The sequence below is a fragment of the Planctomycetia bacterium genome (assembly GCA_015200345.1).
GTDB lineage: Bacteria > Planctomycetota > Phycisphaerae > UBA1845 > UTPLA1 > PLA3.
This window is the reverse complement of record CP054187.1, coordinates 2,948,791-2,969,412: the sequence shown is the minus strand read 5'-3', so window position 1 is coordinate 2,969,412 and position 20,622 is coordinate 2,948,791. Positions and strand designations below refer to the sequence as shown.

At 63.5% G+C, this 20,622-nt stretch carries 14 protein-coding genes and 1 pseudogene; 10 read left to right on the top strand and 5 right to left on the bottom strand.

Going from position 1 to position 20,622, the window contains the following annotated elements:
• Positions 1 to 225: 225 nt before the first annotated feature.
• A pseudogene (locus tag HRU71_12095) lies at positions 226 to 963 on the bottom strand (glycoside hydrolase family 1 protein).
• A gap of 86 nt (positions 964 to 1,049) precedes the next feature.
• Here HRU71_12095 and HRU71_12090 point away from each other — a divergent pair.
• From HRU71_12090 to HRU71_12080, 3 genes are all read left to right on the top strand, one after another.
• Positions 1,050 to 2,444 carry a metallophosphoesterase gene (locus tag HRU71_12090; protein ID QOJ04178.1) on the top strand — a complete coding sequence of 465 codons (1,395 nt, stop codon included), beginning with the start codon at positions 1,050 to 1,052 and terminating at the stop codon, positions 2,442 to 2,444.
• 204 nt (positions 2,445 to 2,648) lie between these two features.
• Positions 2,649 to 3,245 (top strand): sigma-70 family RNA polymerase sigma factor, encoded by a 597-nt coding sequence (locus HRU71_12085; GenBank protein QOJ04177.1) that lies wholly within the window; start codon positions 2,649 to 2,651, stop codon positions 3,243 to 3,245.
• A gap of 47 nt (positions 3,246 to 3,292) precedes the next feature.
• Entirely contained in the window at positions 3,293 to 4,210 is a 918-nt protein-coding gene (locus HRU71_12080) for a hypothetical protein (GenBank protein QOJ04176.1), read from the top strand.
• On the opposite strand, the gene HRU71_12075 is transcribed toward HRU71_12080, so the two are convergent.
• The 3 genes from HRU71_12075 to HRU71_12065 form a co-directional block, all read right to left on the bottom strand.
• Complete coding sequence (locus HRU71_12075; GenBank protein ID QOJ04175.1) at positions 4,190 to 6,133, bottom strand: family 20 glycosylhydrolase; 1,944 nt, start codon at positions 6,131 to 6,133, stop codon at positions 4,190 to 4,192. The two genes, HRU71_12080 and HRU71_12075, sit on opposite strands and share 21 nt — an antisense overlap.
• Positions 6,133 to 6,843, bottom strand: coding sequence for a hypothetical protein (locus HRU71_12070; GenBank protein ID QOJ04174.1), 711 nt, complete (start codon positions 6,841 to 6,843; stop codon positions 6,133 to 6,135). Before HRU71_12070 ends, HRU71_12075 begins: the two co-directional genes overlap by 1 nt.
• A 184-nt stretch (positions 6,844 to 7,027) precedes the next feature.
• A complete protein-coding gene (locus HRU71_12065; protein ID QOJ04173.1) occupies positions 7,028 to 8,632 on the bottom strand; it encodes a glycosyltransferase in 1,605 nt (534 codons plus the stop codon).
• A gap of 293 nt (positions 8,633 to 8,925) precedes the next feature.
• Here HRU71_12065 and HRU71_12060 point away from each other — a divergent pair, with 293 nt between their 5' ends.
• The 4 genes from HRU71_12060 to HRU71_12045 all read left to right on the top strand — a co-directional run bounded on the left by HRU71_12060 (position 8,926) and on the right by HRU71_12045 (position 13,231).
• Positions 8,926 to 9,864 carry an ABC transporter ATP-binding protein gene (locus HRU71_12060; GenBank protein QOJ04172.1) on the top strand — a complete coding sequence of 313 codons (939 nt, stop codon included), beginning with the start codon at positions 8,926 to 8,928 and terminating at the stop codon, positions 9,862 to 9,864.
• Between the two features lie 74 nt (positions 9,865 to 9,938).
• Complete coding sequence (locus tag HRU71_12055) at positions 9,939 to 11,438, top strand: hypothetical protein (GenBank protein QOJ04171.1); 1,500 nt, start codon at positions 9,939 to 9,941, stop codon at positions 11,436 to 11,438.
• 293 nt (positions 11,439 to 11,731) lie between these two features.
• Positions 11,732 to 12,586, top strand: a complete 855-nt coding sequence (gene thyA, locus HRU71_12050) for a thymidylate synthase (GenBank protein QOJ04170.1) — start codon at positions 11,732 to 11,734, stop codon at positions 12,584 to 12,586.
• Between the two features lie 96 nt (positions 12,587 to 12,682).
• Positions 12,683 to 13,231: a dihydrofolate reductase gene (locus tag HRU71_12045; protein ID QOJ04169.1), complete on the top strand. Its 549-nt coding sequence runs from the start codon at positions 12,683 to 12,685 to the stop codon at positions 13,229 to 13,231.
• Positions 13,232 to 13,303: 72 nt separating this feature from the next.
• On the opposite strand, the gene HRU71_12040 is transcribed toward HRU71_12045, so the two are convergent.
• A complete protein-coding gene (locus HRU71_12040) occupies positions 13,304 to 14,095 on the bottom strand; it encodes a hypothetical protein (protein ID QOJ04168.1) in 792 nt (263 codons plus the stop codon).
• Between the two features lie 381 nt (positions 14,096 to 14,476).
• Between HRU71_12040 and HRU71_12035 the strand changes: the two genes are divergently transcribed.
• The 3 genes from HRU71_12035 to HRU71_12025 all read left to right on the top strand — a co-directional run bounded on the left by HRU71_12035 (position 14,477) and on the right by HRU71_12025 (position 20,481).
• The gene (locus tag HRU71_12035; GenBank protein QOJ05005.1) at positions 14,477 to 14,698 is read left to right on the top strand and encodes a NifU family protein; all 222 of its coding nucleotides are present in this window, start codon (positions 14,477 to 14,479) and stop codon (positions 14,696 to 14,698) included.
• A gap of 301 nt (positions 14,699 to 14,999) precedes the next feature.
• The gene (locus HRU71_12030) at positions 15,000 to 16,661 is read left to right on the top strand and encodes an MATE family efflux transporter (GenBank protein QOJ04167.1); all 1,662 of its coding nucleotides are present in this window, start codon (positions 15,000 to 15,002) and stop codon (positions 16,659 to 16,661) included.
• A gap of 28 nt (positions 16,662 to 16,689) precedes the next feature.
• Positions 16,690 to 20,481, top strand: coding sequence for an isoleucine--tRNA ligase (locus HRU71_12025; GenBank protein ID QOJ04166.1), 3,792 nt, complete (start codon positions 16,690 to 16,692; stop codon positions 20,479 to 20,481).
• Positions 20,482 to 20,622 lie beyond the last annotated feature (141 nt).

Sequence of the window (20,622 nt, the reverse complement as noted above, 5' to 3'; positions counted from 1 at the left end):
CTGATAATAGTTGAAGCCGATGTAATCAACGGCCGACGCGACGCGATCCAGATGGGCGTAATTGTGCCACCGGGCGATGTCGTACCAGATGCCGAAGAGGTCAAACGCGTCGCGTTCCCAATGGATGATGTTCTGCACGCTGATGATCTTCGCGCCCGGGCGCTCGGCGCGGATGATCTCGGCTGCGCGAAGGAACAACTGGACCTCGCGCTCCGTCAACTTTTCGTAATAGGGCTTGCCCAGGCTTTTACCCGGCGGAAAGATTCCGATCGAGACCGCCAGCGCGTAAATGTTCGGCTCGTTCTGCGGCGCGAACAGTTCCACGTCCGGCGCGAGGGCTTTCGCCATGCGCGAGACGTACCGCTCCCAGGCGGCCGGCGCGTCCGGATGAAACCAGCCGTGCGCGTCGGGGTCTTCAACCATATTGCAAAGCCAGTGGGGCAGGGAGAAGTGCCAAAAACAGACAATTGGCGTTATATTTTCTTCGCGCAGGCGGCGAGCCATGCTGACGTAGCGCTCGATCGCCGCTTCGTCGAATGCGCCGGGCGTCGGCTCGACGCGCGCCCATTCGATGCCAAAGCGATAGTGCGTCACGCCGAGGTACTTCAGCGCCGCCAGATCCCGCTCGAAGCATTCAAAACTGTCGATCCGCCGATCGCGCGCGGCGTCGAGTTTGCCCATCTCGTGCAGCAGATCCCAGTCCGTCTTGAACGAGATGGTCGTGCCGCCGTCGGCACGGGGCGGACCCTCGATCTGATACGGCGAGGTTGATACCCCCCACCAGAACGGCTGCGGTTCGGAGGCTCGCTGCGAAGCAGTCGATTTCGGCGCGGGGGGAATGTCGTATTTCCGCGAGGTCGGATGAATGCAAGCGACCGGCGCCGGCAGGAGAAGGGCGAGGCAGGCGGCAATGATCGCGCGCGTGCATCGCCTCGAGACAGGTCGGTTCGCCGGGATCGTCATGTCGGCATTATGCGCGGAAGCAGGCCGACGCGTGAGACGCGCAATTCGTTAGAAGGCGAGCGTACCACGCAACCCTATAATCGCTCATGTGGATACCGCCTCGCGCCCCCACCGATCGATTCTATTCGCGTCTTCAATGGACGCTGATCGCCCTCGTGGCGGCGCTGCTGCTGTACGGCTTCGTGATCGCGCGGTTCGTGCCGACGCCGCGCGGGCTGGGCTTTCGACTGGTCATCCTCTCCATGCTCGTGTTCAACGCCCTCTGGTGGTCGATCGCCGATCGTCGATTCGCGCGCTGCATCGAGTCAACGCGATTCTCGAATGCCGCGCGCGCCATCGCCGGCGCTTTCACCGCCGGCCTTGTCGCGCCGATGGTGTACATGTTCATCACCGGCCGCATGCCGCAGTTCATGAAGGGGCCGGTCTGGTACGCCTCGGCCGTCACGCTCTGGAACATCGGGCTGGTTTGTTGTTTGCCGCTTGTCGCCGGGCTTCGGCTTGCGGCACTGGCCTTCTCTTGGTCATGGCAACGGTGGTGCGGGCGAGGACGAGTCGAACACGATCCCGCGCCGCTTCCGCCGCGCGCACCGCCTTCCAGCGCGGAGCAAACGACGCCGAACGCGCTCGTATCGCGTCGTGCGTTGTTAAAGACAGCCGTCGCGACAGCACCGATGGCGCTGCTCGGCGGGTCGGTCCTGGCGTGGCGCGATCAGGCGGCGTTCGTCGTTCGCAGACATGATGTGCCCGCGCCGTGGCTGCCTGATCGATTGCGCGGACTGACCATTTCGCACGTGAGCGACCTGCACGTCGGGCGGCTGTTCCGGCCCGACATGCTTCCGCGCGTCGTGGACGCGGTGAACGCGCTGAACAGCGACTTGCTCCTGATCACTGGCGACGTCGTCGACAACTCCAACGCCCTGCTGCCGCCTGCGCTGGACGCGATCGGGCGCATGCAGCACCGCTACGGCTGCTTCCTCTGCATCGGCAATCACGACGAGATTGATGATCGCGCCGAGTTCATCCGCATGGTGCGCGAGCGGTTCGATCTGCTCATCAACCGGCGGCGCTCGCTGGAGATCGGCGGCGAGCGACTCTGCATCGCCGGAATCGACTACGCGGGAAGCGACGAGCCGCGTGGCAGTCGGCCGGGGCATCGCCGCGATGTCCGTTCGGCGCTGATGAATTATGACAAGAACGTCGAAGGGCCGATGATCGCGCTGGCGCATCATCCGCACACGTGGGATGCACTGCGGGACAGCGGCGTGCCGTTGACGCTGTCGGGGCACACGCACGGCGGGCAACTGATGTTCGCGCCGCCGGGGTCGGGCTTTGACCGCGGCGCGGGCGAGCTGCTCTTCCGATACATCCGCGGGTTCTTCGGGGATGACCGGTCGCGGCTGTTCGTGAATTCCGGCGTGGGAAACTGGTTCCCGGTGCGGATCAATGCCCCGGCCGAGATTGTGCAGTTGCGGCTGGTCTGACGCGGTTAGGTCGGGTCGGGGGTCATCCGGCGCACTCGCGGCGGGCAAGCCCGCCGGCTAATTGGTTCGAACTCCGAAGAATACAAGCCCGTCGGCAGAAAACCTTAGATTACCACACCAGAATTTCCGATTCCCGCCGGATTCGCCGGTCTACTGATTCGCTGGAATAATCCGTCCCTGGGGCGGGTTAGAGTAGGCTGAAGCATGGCGATGCCGACCACACCGGGAACCCGTACCGACGAGCCGACGGAAGACCGCTCCTTTGAGGCGCTGGTCCTGCCGCACTTCGACATCGTCTACCGGCTGGCCTACAAGCTCACGGGGGATGCCCACGAAGCCGAAGACTTGGTGCAGGAAGTTTTCCTGAAGGCTCGGCGGAGTTTCGGCGGCTTCGAACTGCGCGATTACGGCGCCAAGCCCTGGTTGCTGAAGATCATGCACAACGCGTACCTGACGCGGCGGGGCGTCGCGGGTCGGGGGCCGACGCTGCTGGATGATTTGAGTCTCAACGATTTCGCCGCCGACTTCGAGCCGCAGACGCTGGATAGCCTGGCGCCGGGGCGCCTGAACTGGGACTTGTTCGATGAGGAGTTGAAGCACGCGGTGGAAAAGCTCGCCCCCGAGTATCGAATGGTGCTGCTGCTGTGGGCGCTGGGCGACATGTCGTATAAGGAAATCGCGCAGGTGCTGGGGATCGCCATCGGAACGGTGATGAGCCGTCTTTTTCGGGCGAGACGTCAACTCGCCTTGGCGCTGACCGAGTACGCCGCCAAGCGGGGCATTCGACCGGTGGAACGCTAGAATAAGACGGCAGGAGCAAGTGGCCGGGTGGAGGCCGACGAAGACCGATGAACTGCGACAGCGTTCGAAAATACATTTACGCATTTGCCGACGGCCAGCTGGACGTGAAGGGCAATTGCGACATTCTGGACCATCTCAAGATGTGCCGGGTGTGCGGAGCGCTGGTGGACGAGCACCAGGCGCTTCGCGCGAAGCTGGCGAAGGACCTGGAGCGCGTGCCGGTGCCTTCGCGATTAAAGCAACAGATCTTCGCGGCGACGGGAAGCGACGCCGCCTTGGCGAGCGGGCCGCGACCGGCGATGGCCCCGCGCAAGTTAAGCGTGCTGCGGCCGCTGGTGGTGGCGGCGTGTCTGCTGCTGGCGGTCGGCGCGGTGTGGTATCTGCCGGGTGTGGTGGAGTCGTCCAGCGCGACGATCACGGTTCCGCGCAGCGCCTCGGCGGCGACGATGATCGCCCAGACGCATAACACCTGCTGCGCTCACGGGCCGGACCACCAGAGCGACGCCTTGCCACGCGAGCTGAAGGCCCTGGGGCCGGTCCTCAAAGACAAGTACCACGAGACGATCGCCTCGTTGACGCCCGACTTGAGCCGTTTCGGTTTCTCCTTTGAATCGGTTAATCTGTGCGGTGTGCGCAACAAACCCGGCTGCGAGGGGGCGCACCTGATTTACGCCTCGGCCGGCGGCGCGCAGCGGTTGAGCGTCTTCAGCATTCCGCGCTGGGACTGCCTCGACAAATGCGGCAAGGGCGGCATTCGCACCGGCGATGGCTACCGCCGCTACGAAGTCGACGATGAGTCCGGCCAGACGTTGCACATCGTCGCGTGGCACCAGAACGCCACGACCTACATCTGCTGCGGGCCGGTGCCCTTCGAGCGGATCATCGAGATGGTCGGTTCGTCGCGCGAGGCTTTGGCGAAGCTGGATGTCGCGGTGCGGCTGGCGCTAATCCATTACCGTGATTAGATTCGTCCTCCGACGGGATCGCGGTTCGGCGCGTTTCAGGTAGTCGGCGTACTCCTTCAGATTGCGCTCGTAGTAACTAAGACTCGACGCGAGTCCGCCGGGGCGATTGCGCGCCAGCCACAGCCGTCGATGCTCGGCCATGATCCGGCGCAGGTCGAAATGCAAATGCCGCGCGGCTGCGGCGCGCAAGCGCGGGTTCAGCGCCGCCCGCGCGCGCAAGACGGCATGGCGCAGCACGAGAAAGGTGAGGATCAACTCCCGCCGAACGAGGGCGGGGTCAGGTTCCTTGAGTTTGAGACTTAATGCGGACCGGTACAGAGGCTTCAGTCGCGCGAGCATGGCGTTGATGCTTCGAAGCGTCAGCCCGTTAACGCTGGCCGGGTCGAGCCAGTCGCCGTGCATGGCCACGAATAGCGGCGTCTTGTTCTTCAGGTTCAATCGCGTCGGCTCATGGATTCGGCCTGCCTCGCACCAGAGTTCGCCCGCACGGGATGAACCGTCAAAGACCAGCCGACTCAATTCGGTGCCGAGGTCGATGCGCTCGTTGGATTCGGCGCACCATGCGATGCCCGCGCCAAACAGCCATCCGGGGTAACTGACGGGCAACTGCTGACGATGGCCGTAGTCACCCCAATCGGTGACGAGATAGCCGATCGCGCCGTGCCGGCGACCTGCTCGAGCCGCGTTGCGCAGGTTCGCGAGCATGTTGGCGGTGCGCCCGCCAAAGCTGCACCAGCTCGACGTCCCGGGGCAGACGTAGAAGTCCAGCCCGGCGCGGCGCAGCGCGCGGCACTGGGCGTCGAACGGGTGATCGGATTCGTATCCCCAGATCAGCGCGATCGCGTCTTTCGGCAGGCGCGGGAGGATGCGCGGGTGCTGGTGGACGACGTCGCTCCAGAACATCATGCGCCGGCCGCGGCGCGCGAGCGCGCGGTGGATTTTCAGCAAATAGTCGAGATAGACTTCGCCAACGCCGCGGCGCTTGCACTCGGCGGCGCTGCGACCTTGCCCCAGCTCGAACGTCTCATCGCAGCCGACGTTGAACAGCCGACTGGTGAAGTTCGGCAGCAATTGATCGTACAGTCCGATGACGAGCTTCAACGAGCGCGGATCGAGCGGGTTCAGCGTCGCCGCCTGCGTGCGGATCGTGCCGAAAGGCGATTTCCACGGGCCGGTCGTCTCGGCCAGCGCGCGGTACGGCTCGTGTTTCAGCCAGCGTTCCATGTGGCCGAACGAGTTTTGATTCGGCACGAGTTCGATGCCGCGCTCGGCGCAGTAGCGATCCAGCTTGCGAATCTGCGCCGGCGTCATCGGCGAGGCGCCGCGCCAGACGCGCGCGTGCCCGCGATAGGCAAACGTATGCTCGGTGTAAAGCTGGAGGTGATTGATCCGCCAGTCGGCGAGGCGGTCGATGAGACGCATCAAAGTGCGCATCGTCGGGACTTTGTCGCGGCTGATGTCGAGCATGACGCCGCGCACGGGGAAGTCAGGCCAGTCGGTGATGGTCAGGGCAGGAATCGGTCCACGGGCAGACCGAATCAACTGTGCCAGAGTTGTGACGGCGAATCGTGCCCCGGCGAGATCGGCCGCGATGGCCGTGACGCCGCCGTCGCGGATGTCAATGGCATAACCCTGGGAGGTTAAATTGCCCGCGCCGATCGTGCCGAGCAGGTTGATGCGTGGTCGCTTGGCCGCCGGGAGTTTGTTCAAGATGCGCCGGAGTGCGCGGTGAACGTGAGCGATCGTTTCCGGGCACAACAACGTGATCGGTGTCGTAAGGCCTAATCGCACAGGCGAACCGGCGACGCGCGCAATGCGCCGCGGCCGTGGGAAGATGCACTCCGCAACTTGGGCGATAGAAAGCACGGGTCGCGGCCCGGAGCGGCGAGAAATCCAATCGCGCGGCCGTCGGTCGGGCGCCATCACGGCTCGATGGGCGGCTCGTCGTCGGGGTGGCCGGCGAGCGTCTCGGGCGCGAGCGTGCCCAAACCGGCCGGGCGGAAACAGGCAACGCGCGCGAGGCACTCCTCGCCCGATGGCAGCCAGCGCGTTTCGAGCAGGATGAACTCGCCGTTGGTTTCGTCGAAGAGCCGCGCCAGCGTGTCGGGGTTGCGCGGTTCGTGTTGCAGCACACCGCGCTTGACATCAAAGCGCGTCTCCTCGCCGCGATGCGTGAGCGCTACTTCGATCTCGCAGCCGTCGCCCAGCGACCGATGGATGACGGTCAGCCTTGGGCCGAGCCGCGCGGTGAAATCCGCCGTCGGCTGGCGGCGCAGACGCCGCGCTTCGATCAGCGCCTTGGCGAATGCCTCGATGACAGCCGCCTGGCGCGCGGCCTCGGCGTGATTCGCATCGGCCCGGGCCACGCCGGCCATCTCAAACGCCAGTGTACGAGGAAGATGCTCGCTCGACTTGGCTGTGTCGGCTGTTGAATCGTCGGCGCGCACGGCGCGGCGCGTCGCATCGGCTTCACCGCCGTCGATGTAGACGCTCAACGCATCCTGAACGGGCGGTGGCTCCGCCGACGGCGCACGATTGCAGGCCGATCCCTGCATGAGGCCCAGAACGGCTGCGGTGATCCAACAAGTCAGCGTGTGTGACGTGCGGCAAACATCAATCCGTCGGATGGTCATGCGCGATGCTCCCGGCGCGCGGGCTCCGCCGGACGCAACCGGCGCGACCCTGGTGTGGAAACGCACCGAGCACATGGTGCGCGGCGAGCGGAACCATGTCAACGCAAAAAGCAATCCGGCAGGTCAATGCTCACCGGTTTAACGCCGACGCCGGAGGGGAATGGATTGACCGCGCGCGGCGGAGTTACTCGCGCGTTCTGACCGGCGCGAAGGCCCGCGCGCTGTACGAGTGAGACGGCCTGGGCGGCTGCCCGGACAAGGCCGCATCGGCCGCCGAGGTGTCCGACTGGTTCGCCGCACGTGCCGTGACGAATTGCCCATGGAGGGTGAGCATGGCGACGTACAGGTAGCCGATCATGAACAGGCAGATGAAGAAAGTGCCGATCCAGAACTTATGCATCAGACAGTACGCAACGCAGGTCGCCAGGTACAGCCCGATGAACAGTTCGCACCATGCCTGGACGCGCTTCGGATCGAGCCGATGGCGCGCGGCCTTACGGGCCAGTTCCTTGTCCTCGCGGCCGGCCACGCCGAACTTGGGTGTGCGCACGAACTCGCCGGCCTTGCCGAAGAAGCCTTCCAACGCCGCGCGGGCGTTGTTAAGCGATACGCCGACCCCCAGACTCATCAGGAACGGCAGGTACTTGAGGCTGTCGGCCCAGCTTCGGAACAACTCGCGTTGACAGGCGACATAAAACGTGCTGGCCGAGCAGGTGGCGATCAACACGAGTGAAATGTCAAAGATCGCCCGCAGCGCCGCGTTGTTGGAGAAAATGTGCAACTTCAGATGCAGCACGGGCAGCAGCAGCACCACAAGGATGACAATCAAAAAGTAACTGACGCAACTGGTCAGGTGGAAAAACGCCTCCAGCTTGATCCGCCACGGCAGGCGCGAACGGAGAATGGCCGGCAGCAACTTGCGGCAGGTCTGCGCGCCGCCCTTGGCCCAGCGATGCTGCTGACTCTTGAAGGCGTTCATCTCGGGCGGCAGCTCGGCCGGGCTGACGACGTCGGGCAGATAGATGAACTTCCAGCCGCGCATCTGGGCGCGATAGGACAGGTCGAGATCCTCGGTCAGGGTGTCGTGCTGCCAGCCGCCGGCGTCGTCGATGCAGCTTCGCCGCCACGCGCCGGCCGTGCCGTTGAAGCTCATGAATCGGCCGGAGCGATGCCGCGCCGTGTGCTCGATGACAAAGTGCCCGTCGAGCAGGATCGCCTGCGTCTTGGTCAGGAGGGATTGCTCGCGGTTGATGTGCTCCCACCGCGCCTGAACCATGCCAACCTTGTCGTCGACAAAGTGATCGATCAGATGGTCAAGAATGTCTTCCGGCGGAATGAAGTCCGCGTCGAAGATGACGATGAAATCACCACGCGCCGATTTCAGCCCGTTGGCCAGCGCGCCGGCCTTGAACCCCTCGCGGTTGTCGCGGTGGATGAAGGTCACCGGGCAACCCTGCGCGACCATTCGTTCGCACGTCGAGCGGGCGATCTCCACCGTCTCGTCGGTCGAGTCGTCCAGCACCTGAATCTCCAGGCGATCGCGCGGCCACTTGATGTGACAAGCCGCCTCGATGACCCGCTGGGCGACGTACTGCTCGTTAAACATCGGGAGTTGGATGGTGACGAACGGTTTCTCCCGGAAGCAGGCCTTCGCACGGGGCGAATTGCGCCGGTACTTGTAGTAGAGGTACACCAGCGAATAGCGATGAATGCCGTAGGCCGCCAGCGCCAGACATACGAACAGGTGCGTAAAGAGAAGCAGGTAATGCCAGTACGAATACGATTCCATGGTAAGGCGGTCGCCCTTTCAATCGTTGCAGATCGCAGGTGATTTCGGCTGGATCGCGGCGATGATCCCGTGAAGCTAATTGCCGGTGGATTCTAGCTTTATTTTCAATTGTCTGTCAAATCCGCGTCTCGGCGGGTGGAGAAACGCTGTGAAAAGCGGCCATCCCACGTTGCTGACGCAGTCGACTCGAATTTGCGGCTGAACGGCGGTATCGTCAGGGTAGAAGCAGGCCTTTGGCTCCGACACGCCACGGCGACCCGACGTTCACCGCAGGAACGGATACGGACCCTCGCATGACCATTGTTCTGGATGCCCAACGCCTGCGCGTCGACTACGGCCGCTTCACGGCGCTCTCGGATTTTTCACTCCAACTTTCGGCCGGGCACCTGCTCGGATTGATCGGGCCGAACGGCGCGGGCAAAACGACCTGTCTCAAGGCGATGTGCGGCATCGTGCCGGTGACGGCCGGGCGCGTCACGATTCTCGGCGACGAGCTGACGCTGACCGACCCGCTGGTTCGCTCGCGTTGCGGTTTCGCGCCGGACACGCCGCCGGTCTACGACGAATTGACGGTCGCGCAGTTCCTGGAGTTCATCGGTCGCGCGCATCGCATCCGGCTCGATCTCATCAACGAGCGGATCGACTTCTGGCTGGAACAGCTCTGGCTGCACGATCGCCGCAATTCGAAAATCAAGAGCCTCTCGCGCGGCATGAAGCAGCGTCTGACCGTCGCGCGGACCCTGCTGCCCGATCCGCCGCTCGTGTTGCTCGATGAGCCGGCCGCGGGGCTGGACCCGGCCGGGCGCGTCGCATTTCGTAAGATGCTCGCCAGCCTGCGCGATCAGGGCAAGGCGCTGATCGTCAGCTCGCACATCCTCGCCGACCTGCACGAGTACTGCACGCACATCGGCATCATGCAGGGCGGTCGGATGATACAGTTCGGGACGGTCGCGCAGGTGGTTGGCGCGAAGGAAGACAACCGCTGCCGATGGGAAGTGACGCTGGCGAGGCAGATCCCCGATGTCGCCGGGGCAATCGGCGCGATTCCGGGCCTGACGGCGCTGGAAGTGCACGGACGACAGGTGTCGTTTGAGTACGAGCACGATGACCAGGCGGCGGCCGATCTGCTGGCGAAGTTTCTGGAGTCCGGGCTGCCGGTCGCACGGTTCGCGCCGGTGGAGCATGATCTGGAGCAGGCGTACCTGCGGACCGGCATCCGCCAGGTGGATTGACCAAAGAGCCGATTGCGCGAGCAATCGAGAACAAGGTGCCGACCGCGCGAACGGTCGAGCGGGACCTTTCAAAGATGGCCGCAACGGTTGACGAACTGATTCACGATCCGATCGGCTGGGCGCAGGTGCGGCTGGCGGGCGGATGGAAGCGGTTGATGATGGCCACCGGCGGCTACGCGCTCGTGTCGCTCGTCGTGCATGTCCTGATCTACCGGCTGATTCGCGAAGAAGTGACGCTGCCGCGGTTCGCGGACGCGGCGCTGAACGTCAACCTGATGATCGCCGCCGCGTTCATTTTTTTCGTCGGTACCGGCGCGATCAAGAAGGCCATCCAGCGCGACTTCACCTCGGAGATGATTTCATCACATCGGCGCACCAGCATGTCCGGCGCGACCGCCTGCATGGGCTATCTCACCGGGCCTCTGGCGCAGGCGATGATGGTCACGTTCGTGAACTGGCTGATCTGCACCCTTCTCGCACGCATGGGCACCACGCCGTTGGGGCAATCGCCGGTCGGCATGATCGGCCTGTTCGCGGTCATGCTCGTGATGGGGTTGAGCTGGTGGACGTTCGCATTGCTCACCGGCCTCTGCACGCGCGGCAAAGTGTCCGTCGCGCCGCTGATCGTATGCGTGTTCATCGCCACGAACGCGAAATTCATCTACATCGTGCCGGGGCTGGCCATGCTGTTCGGCTCGTCCATCGCCACCGATCTGATCGATCAATCGTCCCTGGCCACCATCGCCTGGTGGCTCATGTTCTCGGTGTTCGCACAACTGGGCTTCGCGCTGATCTTCTTCGTCGCCTCGGCGCGAAAGTATCACCACGATGACCTCGCCGCCTTCGACCCGCTGCTGGCAATGGCTCTGGCGGCGTTGAGCGGGCTGGTCGGCGGCGTCGGCCTGCGCTTCTGGCAGCCGCGCACCACCTTTTTCCTGCCGAACGAAATCTTCAACGAACCGTCGAACTGGATGTTCCTCACGACGCTGCTGCTTACGTTCGTGCTGATGGTGCCCGTCGCCAGCGCGGCGTTTCATCACGCCGTCTGGAGCCGTCGCCAGGCACTGGACCCGCTCTTTCGCGAGAAGCGCCCGCTGAACTACTGGGCCGGCGCGCTGCTGGCGTGCATCCTGGGTTTTGGCGTGCTGACGGCCGTGGCCGGGCGCGACTGGAGCCGGCTGTTGGAGACTGAGAACTGGCAAATCGTGGAAGCGCGATTGTGCGCCGCGCTGGCGGCATCGTTTCTCACGCTGCTGACGCTGGGCGGCGTCTTGCGATTCGTGTATGCCGCGTCGCCCAAGGCCCTCTGGGCGATTGTTCTCTTTGTCATCGCGACCTGGGCCATTCCGCCGTTCGCGGACGCTTCGCTCGATGCGATGCGCGAACTGGACCTCGACGGGCCGCGGTCGATCCTGTTCACGGCGTCGCCCGTCGGCACCTGGTTGTGGGCGTTTAAGAATTTCGATGCACCGGTGTGGAGCGGTTTGATCGTGCAAGGCGTGCTGGCGCTGGGCGCGATGGTCCTGGCGAGCCGGGCGAAGTACGCGGGGCGGGTGATGAAAAATAGCGAATAGCGAATGGCGAAAATCGAGATTCAATGCAGGGAAAAATCACGATCTGCAATCTCCGCAAGGCGATGAAGCAAACAACAAGTTTGAAATTCACACCCCCCTTCCGCCGCCGGCGGAAAACCGTAGACTAGAAACTGGTTTCAAAACTCCTCTCCCCCTTGGGGGAGAGGTTGGGTGAGGGGGAAAAGTAGTTCAACCGAAAGGATTCACCCTCACCCCGAGCCTCTTCCTGAAAGGGAGATGGGGTTTTGAAACAGCTTTGTAAGAATCGCCGTGTAAATCGGAAGGGAGTCCGCATGTCCACGCACGCCGATGTGGTGTACCTCGATCTTGTGAAGCGCGTCATGGACGAAGGCGTGTTCAAGCCTTCGCGCACCGGCGTCGACACGATCAGCCTCTTCTCGGCGCACTATCAGCTCGATCTCGCCGCCGGCTTTCCCCTGTTGACGACCAAGAAGATGAACTGGAACGCCGTCCTGCGTGAGTTGCTTTGGTATCTCTCCGGCGAGAATCACATTCGCAATCTCCGGCAGCACACGAAAATCTGGGACGACTGGGCCGACGCCGACGGGAACCTCGATACGGCCTACGGCTACTACTGGCGGCACTTCCCCAGCGCCGAGAAGGACGCAGACGGTCAGTGGCGCGTGCGCGAGGTCGATCAGATCCGCTACGTGATCGACGCGCTGAAGCAAAACCCCGAAAGCCGACGGCTCGTGGTCTCGGCGTGGGAACCGGGCAACGCGATCCGCAGCAAGCTGCCGCCCTGTCATTACACCTTCGCCTTTCACGCGGCCAACGGGCGATTGAATTGTCACCTCTGCCAGCGGTCAGGCGACCTGGCCCTCGGCATCCCCTTCAACATGGCGGCCTACGCCGCACTCACGCAGATGATCGCGCAGGAAGTCGGCATGCAGGCCGGCCGCTTTGCGCATACGATTGTCGACGCGCACATTTACGTGGCCAAACCCGGCGCGGCGACGCAGGACCACGACCACCTGGAGGGATTGAAACAGCAACTGACGCGCGAGCCGTATCCGCTGCCCAAGCTGCTGATCGCGCCGAAGCCGTTTGATGAGCTGCGCTTTGAGGATTTCGAACTGGTCGGCTATCGATGCCACGATCCGATTCGATTCAAGGTGGCGGTGTGAAGGAATGAATTATCCGAACGGTCGCAGGCGAGCCGGTCGCGATGCGGAAATGGAAGCGAGTGCTTGGCCAATGGCAGCAGGCCCCGGAACTCTTTCATGAAACTCGCCATCATCGTCGCCATGACGCCGCAGGGCCTGATCGGTCGCGGCGGCGCCCTGCCCTGGCACGATCCGGCCGACCTGGCGCATTTCAAGCGCACCACCACCGGTCATGCCGTCATCATGGGCCGTAAGACGTTTGAATCGATCGGCAAACCGCTCCCGAATCGCCGAAACCTCGTGCTGACGCGCGACGCGGCGTGGGCAACTCGTATTCGCCAACAATTCCACGCGCCTTCCACCTTGCCGCACGACAACGAGCGCGCCGGCATCGTCGACGCAACACTTGAGACGGCGGATTCGCTTGATGCGGCCGTTGAGGTATGCCACCGGCGCGGCGAAAAAACCGCGTTCGTCATCGGCGGCGCGCAGACCTACGCCGCTGCCCTGCCGCGCGCGGACGAACTGATCGTCACGTGGATGCATCGCCCGGATGCCGTGGGCGACACGTTTTTTCCCGAGTGGAACAAGACCGATTGGATCGCGACACCCGTCGCGAACGACGCGGGGCTGGACCTTGTCCGCTACGCGCGCCGCGGCGGGTGAATCACAGGTGAAACGCCGGCGCCACCAGTGAATGCTTGTTGCGGCACAGCTCGGACCGTCGCGATCCTGCGATCACCATTGCGTGGAATCCCGAGGGTACCGATCCAGTCCATCAATCACCCCGTCGCCGTCGAAGTCGGGATCGTTGTCATCGGGGTCGAGACCGGCCGCCAGACCGTCGCTGTCGGCGTCGACGTCTTCATCCACGCCGGTGAGGTCGCCGTAGGGGTCGCCGTTATCGTAGTCGGGATCGCTGCCATCGAGGATTCCGTTTCCGTTCGCGTCGGGGTTTAACGGATACGCGTCTTCGGCATCCAGGATGCCATCGCCATCGGAGTCAGTCTCATAGCCGTCGGGGATGCCGTTGCCGTTCACATCGGGATTGGACGGATCGGGGTCGACGCCGTCGGGAATGCCGTCCCCGTCGATGTCGGGATTGCCGGGGTTGGGATCGACCGAGTCGAACAGCCCATCGCCGTCGGAGTCGGTCTCCTGGCCATCCGGCACGCCGTTGTTGTTGGCATCGGGATCGAGCGGGTACGGATCGAGCAAGTCGGGGATACCGTCGCCGTCGGCGTCGTTGCCGGTATTGTCGGGATCGATGTTGTTGGGAATCCCATCGTTGTCCCAGTCGTTGTCCAGACCGTCGATGATTCCGTCGTTGTCGGCGTCAGGATTAAAGGGAAACGGGTCAAAAGCATCTGGAATCCCGTCGCCGTCCGAGTCGACCATCTGCTGCAACTGTTCGAGCGTCATCGGCGGCAGCGTCTGCCCGCCCAGCGCGCTTAACAGACCGGACACGCTCTGATTGCCGCAACCGACCGCGAGGATCATCGCGATCATCAGGGCGAACGAAAAACCCATCGGGCGCAAGCAACTGGCAACGGGGGCGCGGTGCTGCGAGCGCGAAGAGACAAAATCCCAATTCATCGCGGTACTCACAATCCGGTGCAGAGTCCGATCTCCGGGCGCGCCTCCGAATTGGGCATCGCCGCACACCAAGTATCAAATACAAATCGTCCCGGCGCGACGCGAAACTCGGATTCCGGCCGCATCCATCGACTCTCGTTCGGCAAGCAGCGACTTTTCAGGACGCGGCGAGCAAATCGGACGCGCCGGCCGACAAACTTGGTCGTGTGGCCCCAAGGTGTTATAATCCTGTCGAAGCACCTGCGGAGTCATTCGATGCCCGTCGCCCCCAAATCCCAGGCCGCGCCGTCCGATGCCGCATCCGATGCAACCACGCTGCACGACCAGGTCGCCGACATCATTCGGCAGCTTCGTCCGGCCGTTCAAAGCGACGGCGGCGACATCGAGCTGGTTGACATCACGCAGGAGGGCGTGGTGCGCGTGCGATTGCACGGCGCCTGCATCGGCTGCCCCTCTGCGGCGATGACACTCAAGATGGGCGTCGAAGCGTCGCTGAAGAAACACCTGCCACAGGTGCGGGAAGTCGTCTGCGTCTAGGAAACGTCGAACCGCATACCAGTCATCGTTCGCCTGGTTTCTCTTGCTACTCGCCCTTCGCACGTTCCGCTTGACACGTCAAGCGCCGCCCTCTACCATGCCCTTGTCGAATTGAGGTACGTCCCATGCTGACGCGGTACTCCATCATCCTTGCGACGGCCAATCAGCCGACGCTGATTGCGCCGGACATTGTTATGAAGGGAGCTTCCTAGGCTGGGACGATCCGCGAGCTCGCGCGAACCAAGTTCACCGGCCCTGGAAGACCAACGCTTCCAGGGCTTTTTTGTTGGAATATCACGTTATGAGTGGTCCATCCATGCCGCTGCCCGTCGCCGAGCAACCCGACCCAACGGGTCTCCGCGCCGACATGCGCGCGCTCATCATCCTCGCCCTGCCGATCATTGGCACCAAGGTCTCTCACTTCGCGCTGGGTTTGACCGACTTCATCGTCGTCTCACGCTTGGGAACCGAGGCCACTGCGGCGATCAGCCCCAGCACCTTCTTTCTGTTCATCATCCTCTGCCTGGGCATGGGGCTTTCCAACGCGGTGCAGACCTTCGCCGCCCAGTCGCTGGGCCGCGGAAAGCCCGCCGAGGGCGCCGCCTACGCCTGGCAGACGTTCTACATCGGCGCGGCGTTCACCGCGCTCGTGCCGCTGATCAATTCGGCCTTGCCCACGTTCTGGGGCGCCGTCGGACACGCGCCGGCCGTGCAGGAAATGGAAATCGCCTATTGCCGCATTGTGATGTGGTCGATCGGCCCGGCCATTCTCTGCACCGGGCTGGAGTCGTTCTTCAACGGCGTGCACCATCCGAAGGTGGCCATGCACTCGGTGCTCGTCGCCGTCGTACTGAACATCTTTGCTGACATCGGCCTGGTGTTCGGCAAATTCGGGCTGCCGCGACTGGGGATCGAGGGCGCGGCCTGGGCCACGCTGATCTCGTGGCTGGTGCGCGCGGCGATGCTCACGGGAATCTTCCTGTCACGCGAGTACCATCGGCAGTTCGCCTCGCGCTCGGGTTGGCGGTTCGACTGGTCGTGCCAGCGCGGCATCCTCAACCTCGGCGCGCCGGCCAGCATCCAGTGGACGCTCGACGTCGCCTCGTGGTTTGTCTTCCTCGCCTGGCTCATGGCCGGGTTCGACACCGCCACCCTCGCCGCAACCAACATCGCCATGCAATACATGCACGTGTCATTCATGCCGGCCATCGGCGTGGGCATCGCCGTCAGCACGCTCGTCGGCAACGCGATCGGTGAGAAGCGGTTGGACCTGGCGATGCGGCGGGTGCGCGCGTGCATGTGGATCACCGGCGCATACATGGGGGTCGTCGGCATCGGCTTCTGGGTATTCAACGAGTCACTGATGCGGATTCTCTCGTCCGACGCGGCGGTGATCGCCGTCGGCGCGGGGATCCTCATCTGGGCCGCCGTGTTTCAGGTGTTTGACGCGGCGTGCATCACCTACACCTGCGCGCTGCGCGGCGCGGGCGACGCCAAGTGGCCCGCCGTCGTGGTCATTCTCAATTGCTGGATCCTGTTCATCGGCGGCGGCTGGCTCGCGACGAAGCTGCTGCCCGGCTGGCTGCATCACGGCCCGTGGATGACCTGCACGCTTTACATTATCTTCCTCGGCGTGCTGATGTACGGTCGCTGGCAGGGCGGAAAATGGCGAAAGATCGACATCTTCGCCCACCAGCGCGAAAGCGATGCAAAGGCTATCGAGCCTCGCTCGTCCGAAATCGAGCCACGAGCTTCTGGCAACGAGCCGTGCGTTTCTGGCAACGAGCCGCGAGCTTCAGGCAACGAGCCGTGCGTTTCTGGCAACGAGCCGCGAGCTTCAGGCGACGAGCCGTGCGTTTCTGGCAACGAGCCGCGAGCTTCAGCTCGCGCGGCCGATCAAACGGGATTGAACGATGCTCTCGCGAATCCAGCGCCGCGCGGGCTGAAGCCCGCGGCTCCATGAGAACAAGCGGCCAATTTGAGATAACCACATGTTCAACGAAGTCCCCAGTCAACTCGATTTTCCCGCGATGGAGAAGCGCATCCTCGCCTTCTGGCAGGCCAACAACATCTATCAGCAATCGCTCGATGCACGAAAGGGATGCAAGCCGTTTGTTTTTTTTGAAGGCCCGCCGACGGCCAACGGCCTGCCGCACCCCGGCCACTGCCTCACCCGCGCCATCAAGGACCTGTTCCCGCGATACAAGACCATGACCGGCCACTGGTGCCTGCGCAAGGGCGGTTGGGACACCCACGGCCTGCCGGTCGAAGTCGAGGTTTGCAAAGATCTTGGCATTCATACAAAAGAAGAAATCGAGGCATACGGCGTCGAGGCGTTCAACCGCAAGTGCCTCGAAAGCGTATTTCGGTATACGAAGGAGTGGGAGGAGCTGACGCGGAGGCTGGGCTTCTGGGTCAATCTCGACGAGGCGTACGTCACCTATCACCAGAGCTACATTGAGAGCGTCTGGTGGTCGTTGAAGCAGCTGTTTGACGCGGGGCTGCTCTACCAGGGGCACAAGATCGTCTGGTGGTGGGCGCAGGGCGGCACGGCGCTTTCGAGCGGCGAAGTGGGTCAGGGCTATCGCGAGGTGGACGACCCCAGCGTGTTCGTGCGATTTCCATTGGTCGAGGATGAGCGGTTTCGGCAGAAGCTCGATACGTGGGCGGCAGCGCCGCGAGCTTCCCACAACGAGCCGCGAGCTTCCCACAACGAGCCGCGAGCTTCCCACAATGAGCCGCGAGCTTCAGCTCGCGCGGCCGATCGCATGGGAGAGAGCGATTCACTCATCGATTCAGCGCCGCACAGGCAGAAGTCCGCGGCTCGTTATTCGCTCCTCGTCTGGACGACCACACCGTGGACGTTGCCGAGCAACATGTTTGCGGCGGTGCACAAAGACTTTGACTACGCCATCGTGCACGACCGCGAAACCGGCGAGCGGCTGATCTTCGCCGCGGCACTGGTCGAATCGATCGCCAAGAAGGTGAAAAAGACCGACGTCTGGCAAGTCGAGCGGACGGTCAAGGGCGCGGAGCTGGTGGGGTTGAGCTATCGCCCGCCGTTCGATCTGTACCGCAAAAGCGCCGCGAAGCCGCACGTCGCTCACGCAAGCCCGGCGGACCTCCTCGGCGATTACAAACCGGAACTCGCCGCCGGTGGCGCGGACTACGCCTGCTGGCGTGTGCTGCACGCCGATTTTGTGACCCTCGAATCGGGTACGGGCCTTGTTCACGAAGCGCCGGCATTCGGCGAAGTCGACTTTGACCTGATGAATCAGGAGCGCAAGCGGTTCAAGAACCCGGCGAGCATTCCGCTGCTTTGCGCCGTCGCCCCGAACGGCACCTTCACCGACGAAGGCCCCGAGTACTGCCGCGGCCGCTGGGTGAAGGAATGCGACAAGGACATCTGTCGCGATTTGAAGGAGCGCGGCTTGCTATTGCATCAGGAGCAGTATCGCCACGACTATCCGTTCTGCTGGCGGGCCGATGAGGATCCGCTCATTCAATATCCTCGCAGGAGCTGGTTCATCCGCACGACGCAATTCCGCGATGCGATGCTGGAAAACAACGCGCAGATCCATTGGCTGCCCGAACACATCAAGGAAGGCCGCTTCGGGAACTTCCTGCGCGACAACGTCGATTGGTCGCTCTCGCGCGAGCGCTACTGGGGAACGCCGCTGCCGATCTGGGTGTGCGAAACGTGCGGCCACATGGAGGCCGTCGATTCGTACGCCGCGCTGACAGCCAAACCGGGCGTGGCGGGATTGGACGTGTGGGAGAAGGCGAAAGCCGCCGAGCCGTCGCTGTCGGATCATTTGAAGATCCACAAGCCGTACATCGACGCGGTGACGTTTCCGTGTGCGAAGTGCGCGCACGATCGACAGGCCGCGCGGGCTGAAGCCCGCGGCTCGTTTGAGAATGATGCTTCGTCGCGGATGCGGCGCGTTCCCGAGGTGATCGACTGCTGGTACGACAGCGGCGCGATGCCGTTCGCGCAATGGGGCTGGCCGCACCGGAATCATGACATGTTTGCGTCGCAGTTTCCGGCGGATTTCATCAGCGAGGCCCTGGATCAGACGCGCGGGTGGTTCTATTCACTCGTGGCGATCAGCACGATGCTGTTCGGGAAGGACGGCGTGGCGACGTTGAATGCAACCGCTGATACGGCTTCCGCGCGGGCTGAAGCCCGCGGCTCATTGGACGGCTCATTGGACGGCTCATTGGGCGTTGGCTCTCATGCTACGGCCATCCAGCCACAGGAATACCCGCTCCCGTTTCGAACCTGCATCGTTCTCGGGCTGCTCATGGGCGAAGACGGGCTGAAGATGTCCAAGAGCAAGAAGAATTACAAGGAGCCGACGTACATCTTCGATCACGAAGGCGCCGATGCCATGCGCTGGCTGTTCTTCAGCGGCCAGACGCCTTGGACGAGTATCCGCTTTCAGGAGAGCGCCATCGCCGAGGGCCAGCGTGAATTCCTCATTCGCCTCTACAACTGCTACAGCTTCTTCGTGATCTACGCGAACATCGACCAATGGACGCCATCGGCCAACGAGCCGCGGGCTTCAGCCCGCGCGGCGCCGTCGTCGGGAGCGCCGTCCGGCGAAACCCGATCCGAACTCGACCGCTGGATTCTCTCCGAACTGGCGCAGTGCAGCGTGCGCGTCTTTGATGCGATGGAAGCGTACGACAACTTCACCGCCGCGCGGACGTTGAGCGCGTTCGTGGATGCGCTGTCGAACTGGTACATCCGCCGCAGTCGAGACCGCTACTGGAAATCGGCAATGGACGCCGACAAGCACAGCGCTTACGCGACGCTGTACGAGTGTCTCGTGACGGTCGCGAAGCTGATCGCGCCGTTCACGCCGTTCATCGCCGAGGAGATGTATCAGAATCTGGTGGTGGCTGGCGCGAAAATTCCTGGTGCCGCGCGGGCTGAAGCCAGCGGCTCGTTGCCGCCGTCAAGCGTGCATCTCTGCGACTACCCGGTGACTGCCGACACGCGCGAGGCGGTGCGCGCGCGAATCGACGTCGCGCTCAACGAAGAAATCGAACTGGTGCGGCAGCTCGTGTCGTGCGGGCGCGCGGCCCGGGCGGCGTCGAAGCTGCGCGTGCGGCAGCCCCTCGCGACGATGGAACTGTTCCACCGGCGCGCCGAGGTGGTGCGCAAGTACGAAGCCGTCATTTGCGATGAACTGAACGTCAAACGAATCGAGTACAAGGACTCGGCCGCGATCGCGGAGTATGTGACGTACGAATTGAAGCCCGACTTCCGCAAGATCGGCCCCAAGCACGGGCCGCTCGCGCCGAAGATCAAGGCGGCCCTGGCGGCGCACCAAGATGTGGACGCGCTCGTGCGGCAGCTCGAGCAAGGCGGCGTTTGCAAGATCAACGTCGCCGGGCAGGACGTGGAACTGACCTCCGAGGAGATGCTCGTCGAGTTGCACGCGAAGGAGGGCTTCGCCGCCGAGCGCGTGCCGGGCTGCGGCATTCTCGTGCTCGATACGCATCTGACGCCGGCGTTGATCGACGAGGGCATGGCGCGCGACCTGGTGAATCAGATTCAGCAGGTGCGGAAGAATCTCAACCTGCGCTACGAGCAGCACATCGACCTCGCCGTGCTCGGCGACGCGGACATCCAGCGCGTGCTCGCGGCGCATGGCGATACGATCCGCGGCGAGACGCTGGCGGATTCGCTGCGCGATGCACCACTGCACGACGTGGAACCGGCCCGCGTGGAGATCGAGGGGCACGCCGTGGAGATTTACGTGCATCATCTGTGAGGCGTTCCGCGCTGCACACCGCCAAGCGGCGGGCTGACCCCGTGGCGCACGCGTGTTAAGGCTTTTCAACTCGCCACGCAGCCCTTAACTTTCCCGTCCCCGTTTCAGGAGCGACGGAAATCGTTGAAACGAAGCATGGCG

Bases quoted from the DNA above. Each gene is read 5' to 3' on its own strand.
- HRU71_12030 (QOJ04167.1), top strand. From the start codon at position 15,000: ATGAGTGGTCCATCCATGCCGCTGCCCGTCGCCGAGCAACCCGACCCA.
- HRU71_12025 (QOJ04166.1), top strand. From the start codon at position 16,690: ATGTTCAACGAAGTCCCCAGTCAACTCGATTTTCCCGCGATGGAGAAG.
- HRU71_12040 (QOJ04168.1), bottom strand. From the start codon at position 14,095: ATGGGTTTTTCGTTCGCCCTGATGATCGCGATGATCCTCGCGGTCGGT.
- HRU71_12060 (QOJ04172.1), top strand. From the start codon at position 8,926: ATGACCATTGTTCTGGATGCCCAACGCCTGCGCGTCGACTACGGCCGC.
- HRU71_12075 (QOJ04175.1), bottom strand. From the start codon at position 6,133: ATGGCGCCCGACCGACGGCCGCGCGATTGGATTTCTCGCCGCTCCGGG.
- HRU71_12090 (QOJ04178.1), top strand. From the start codon at position 1,050: ATGTGGATACCGCCTCGCGCCCCCACCGATCGATTCTATTCGCGTCTT.
- HRU71_12055 (QOJ04171.1), top strand. From the start codon at position 9,939: ATGGCCGCAACGGTTGACGAACTGATTCACGATCCGATCGGCTGGGCG.
- HRU71_12045 (QOJ04169.1), top strand. From the start codon at position 12,683: ATGAAACTCGCCATCATCGTCGCCATGACGCCGCAGGGCCTGATCGGT.
- HRU71_12070 (QOJ04174.1), bottom strand. From the start codon at position 6,843: ATGACCATCCGACGGATTGATGTTTGCCGCACGTCACACACGCTGACT.
- HRU71_12065 (QOJ04173.1), bottom strand. From the start codon at position 8,632: ATGGAATCGTATTCGTACTGGCATTACCTGCTTCTCTTTACGCACCTG.
- HRU71_12085 (QOJ04177.1), top strand. From the start codon at position 2,649: ATGGCGATGCCGACCACACCGGGAACCCGTACCGACGAGCCGACGGAA.
- thyA (QOJ04170.1), top strand. From the start codon at position 11,732: ATGTCCACGCACGCCGATGTGGTGTACCTCGATCTTGTGAAGCGCGTC.
- HRU71_12080 (QOJ04176.1), top strand. From the start codon at position 3,293: ATGAACTGCGACAGCGTTCGAAAATACATTTACGCATTTGCCGACGGC.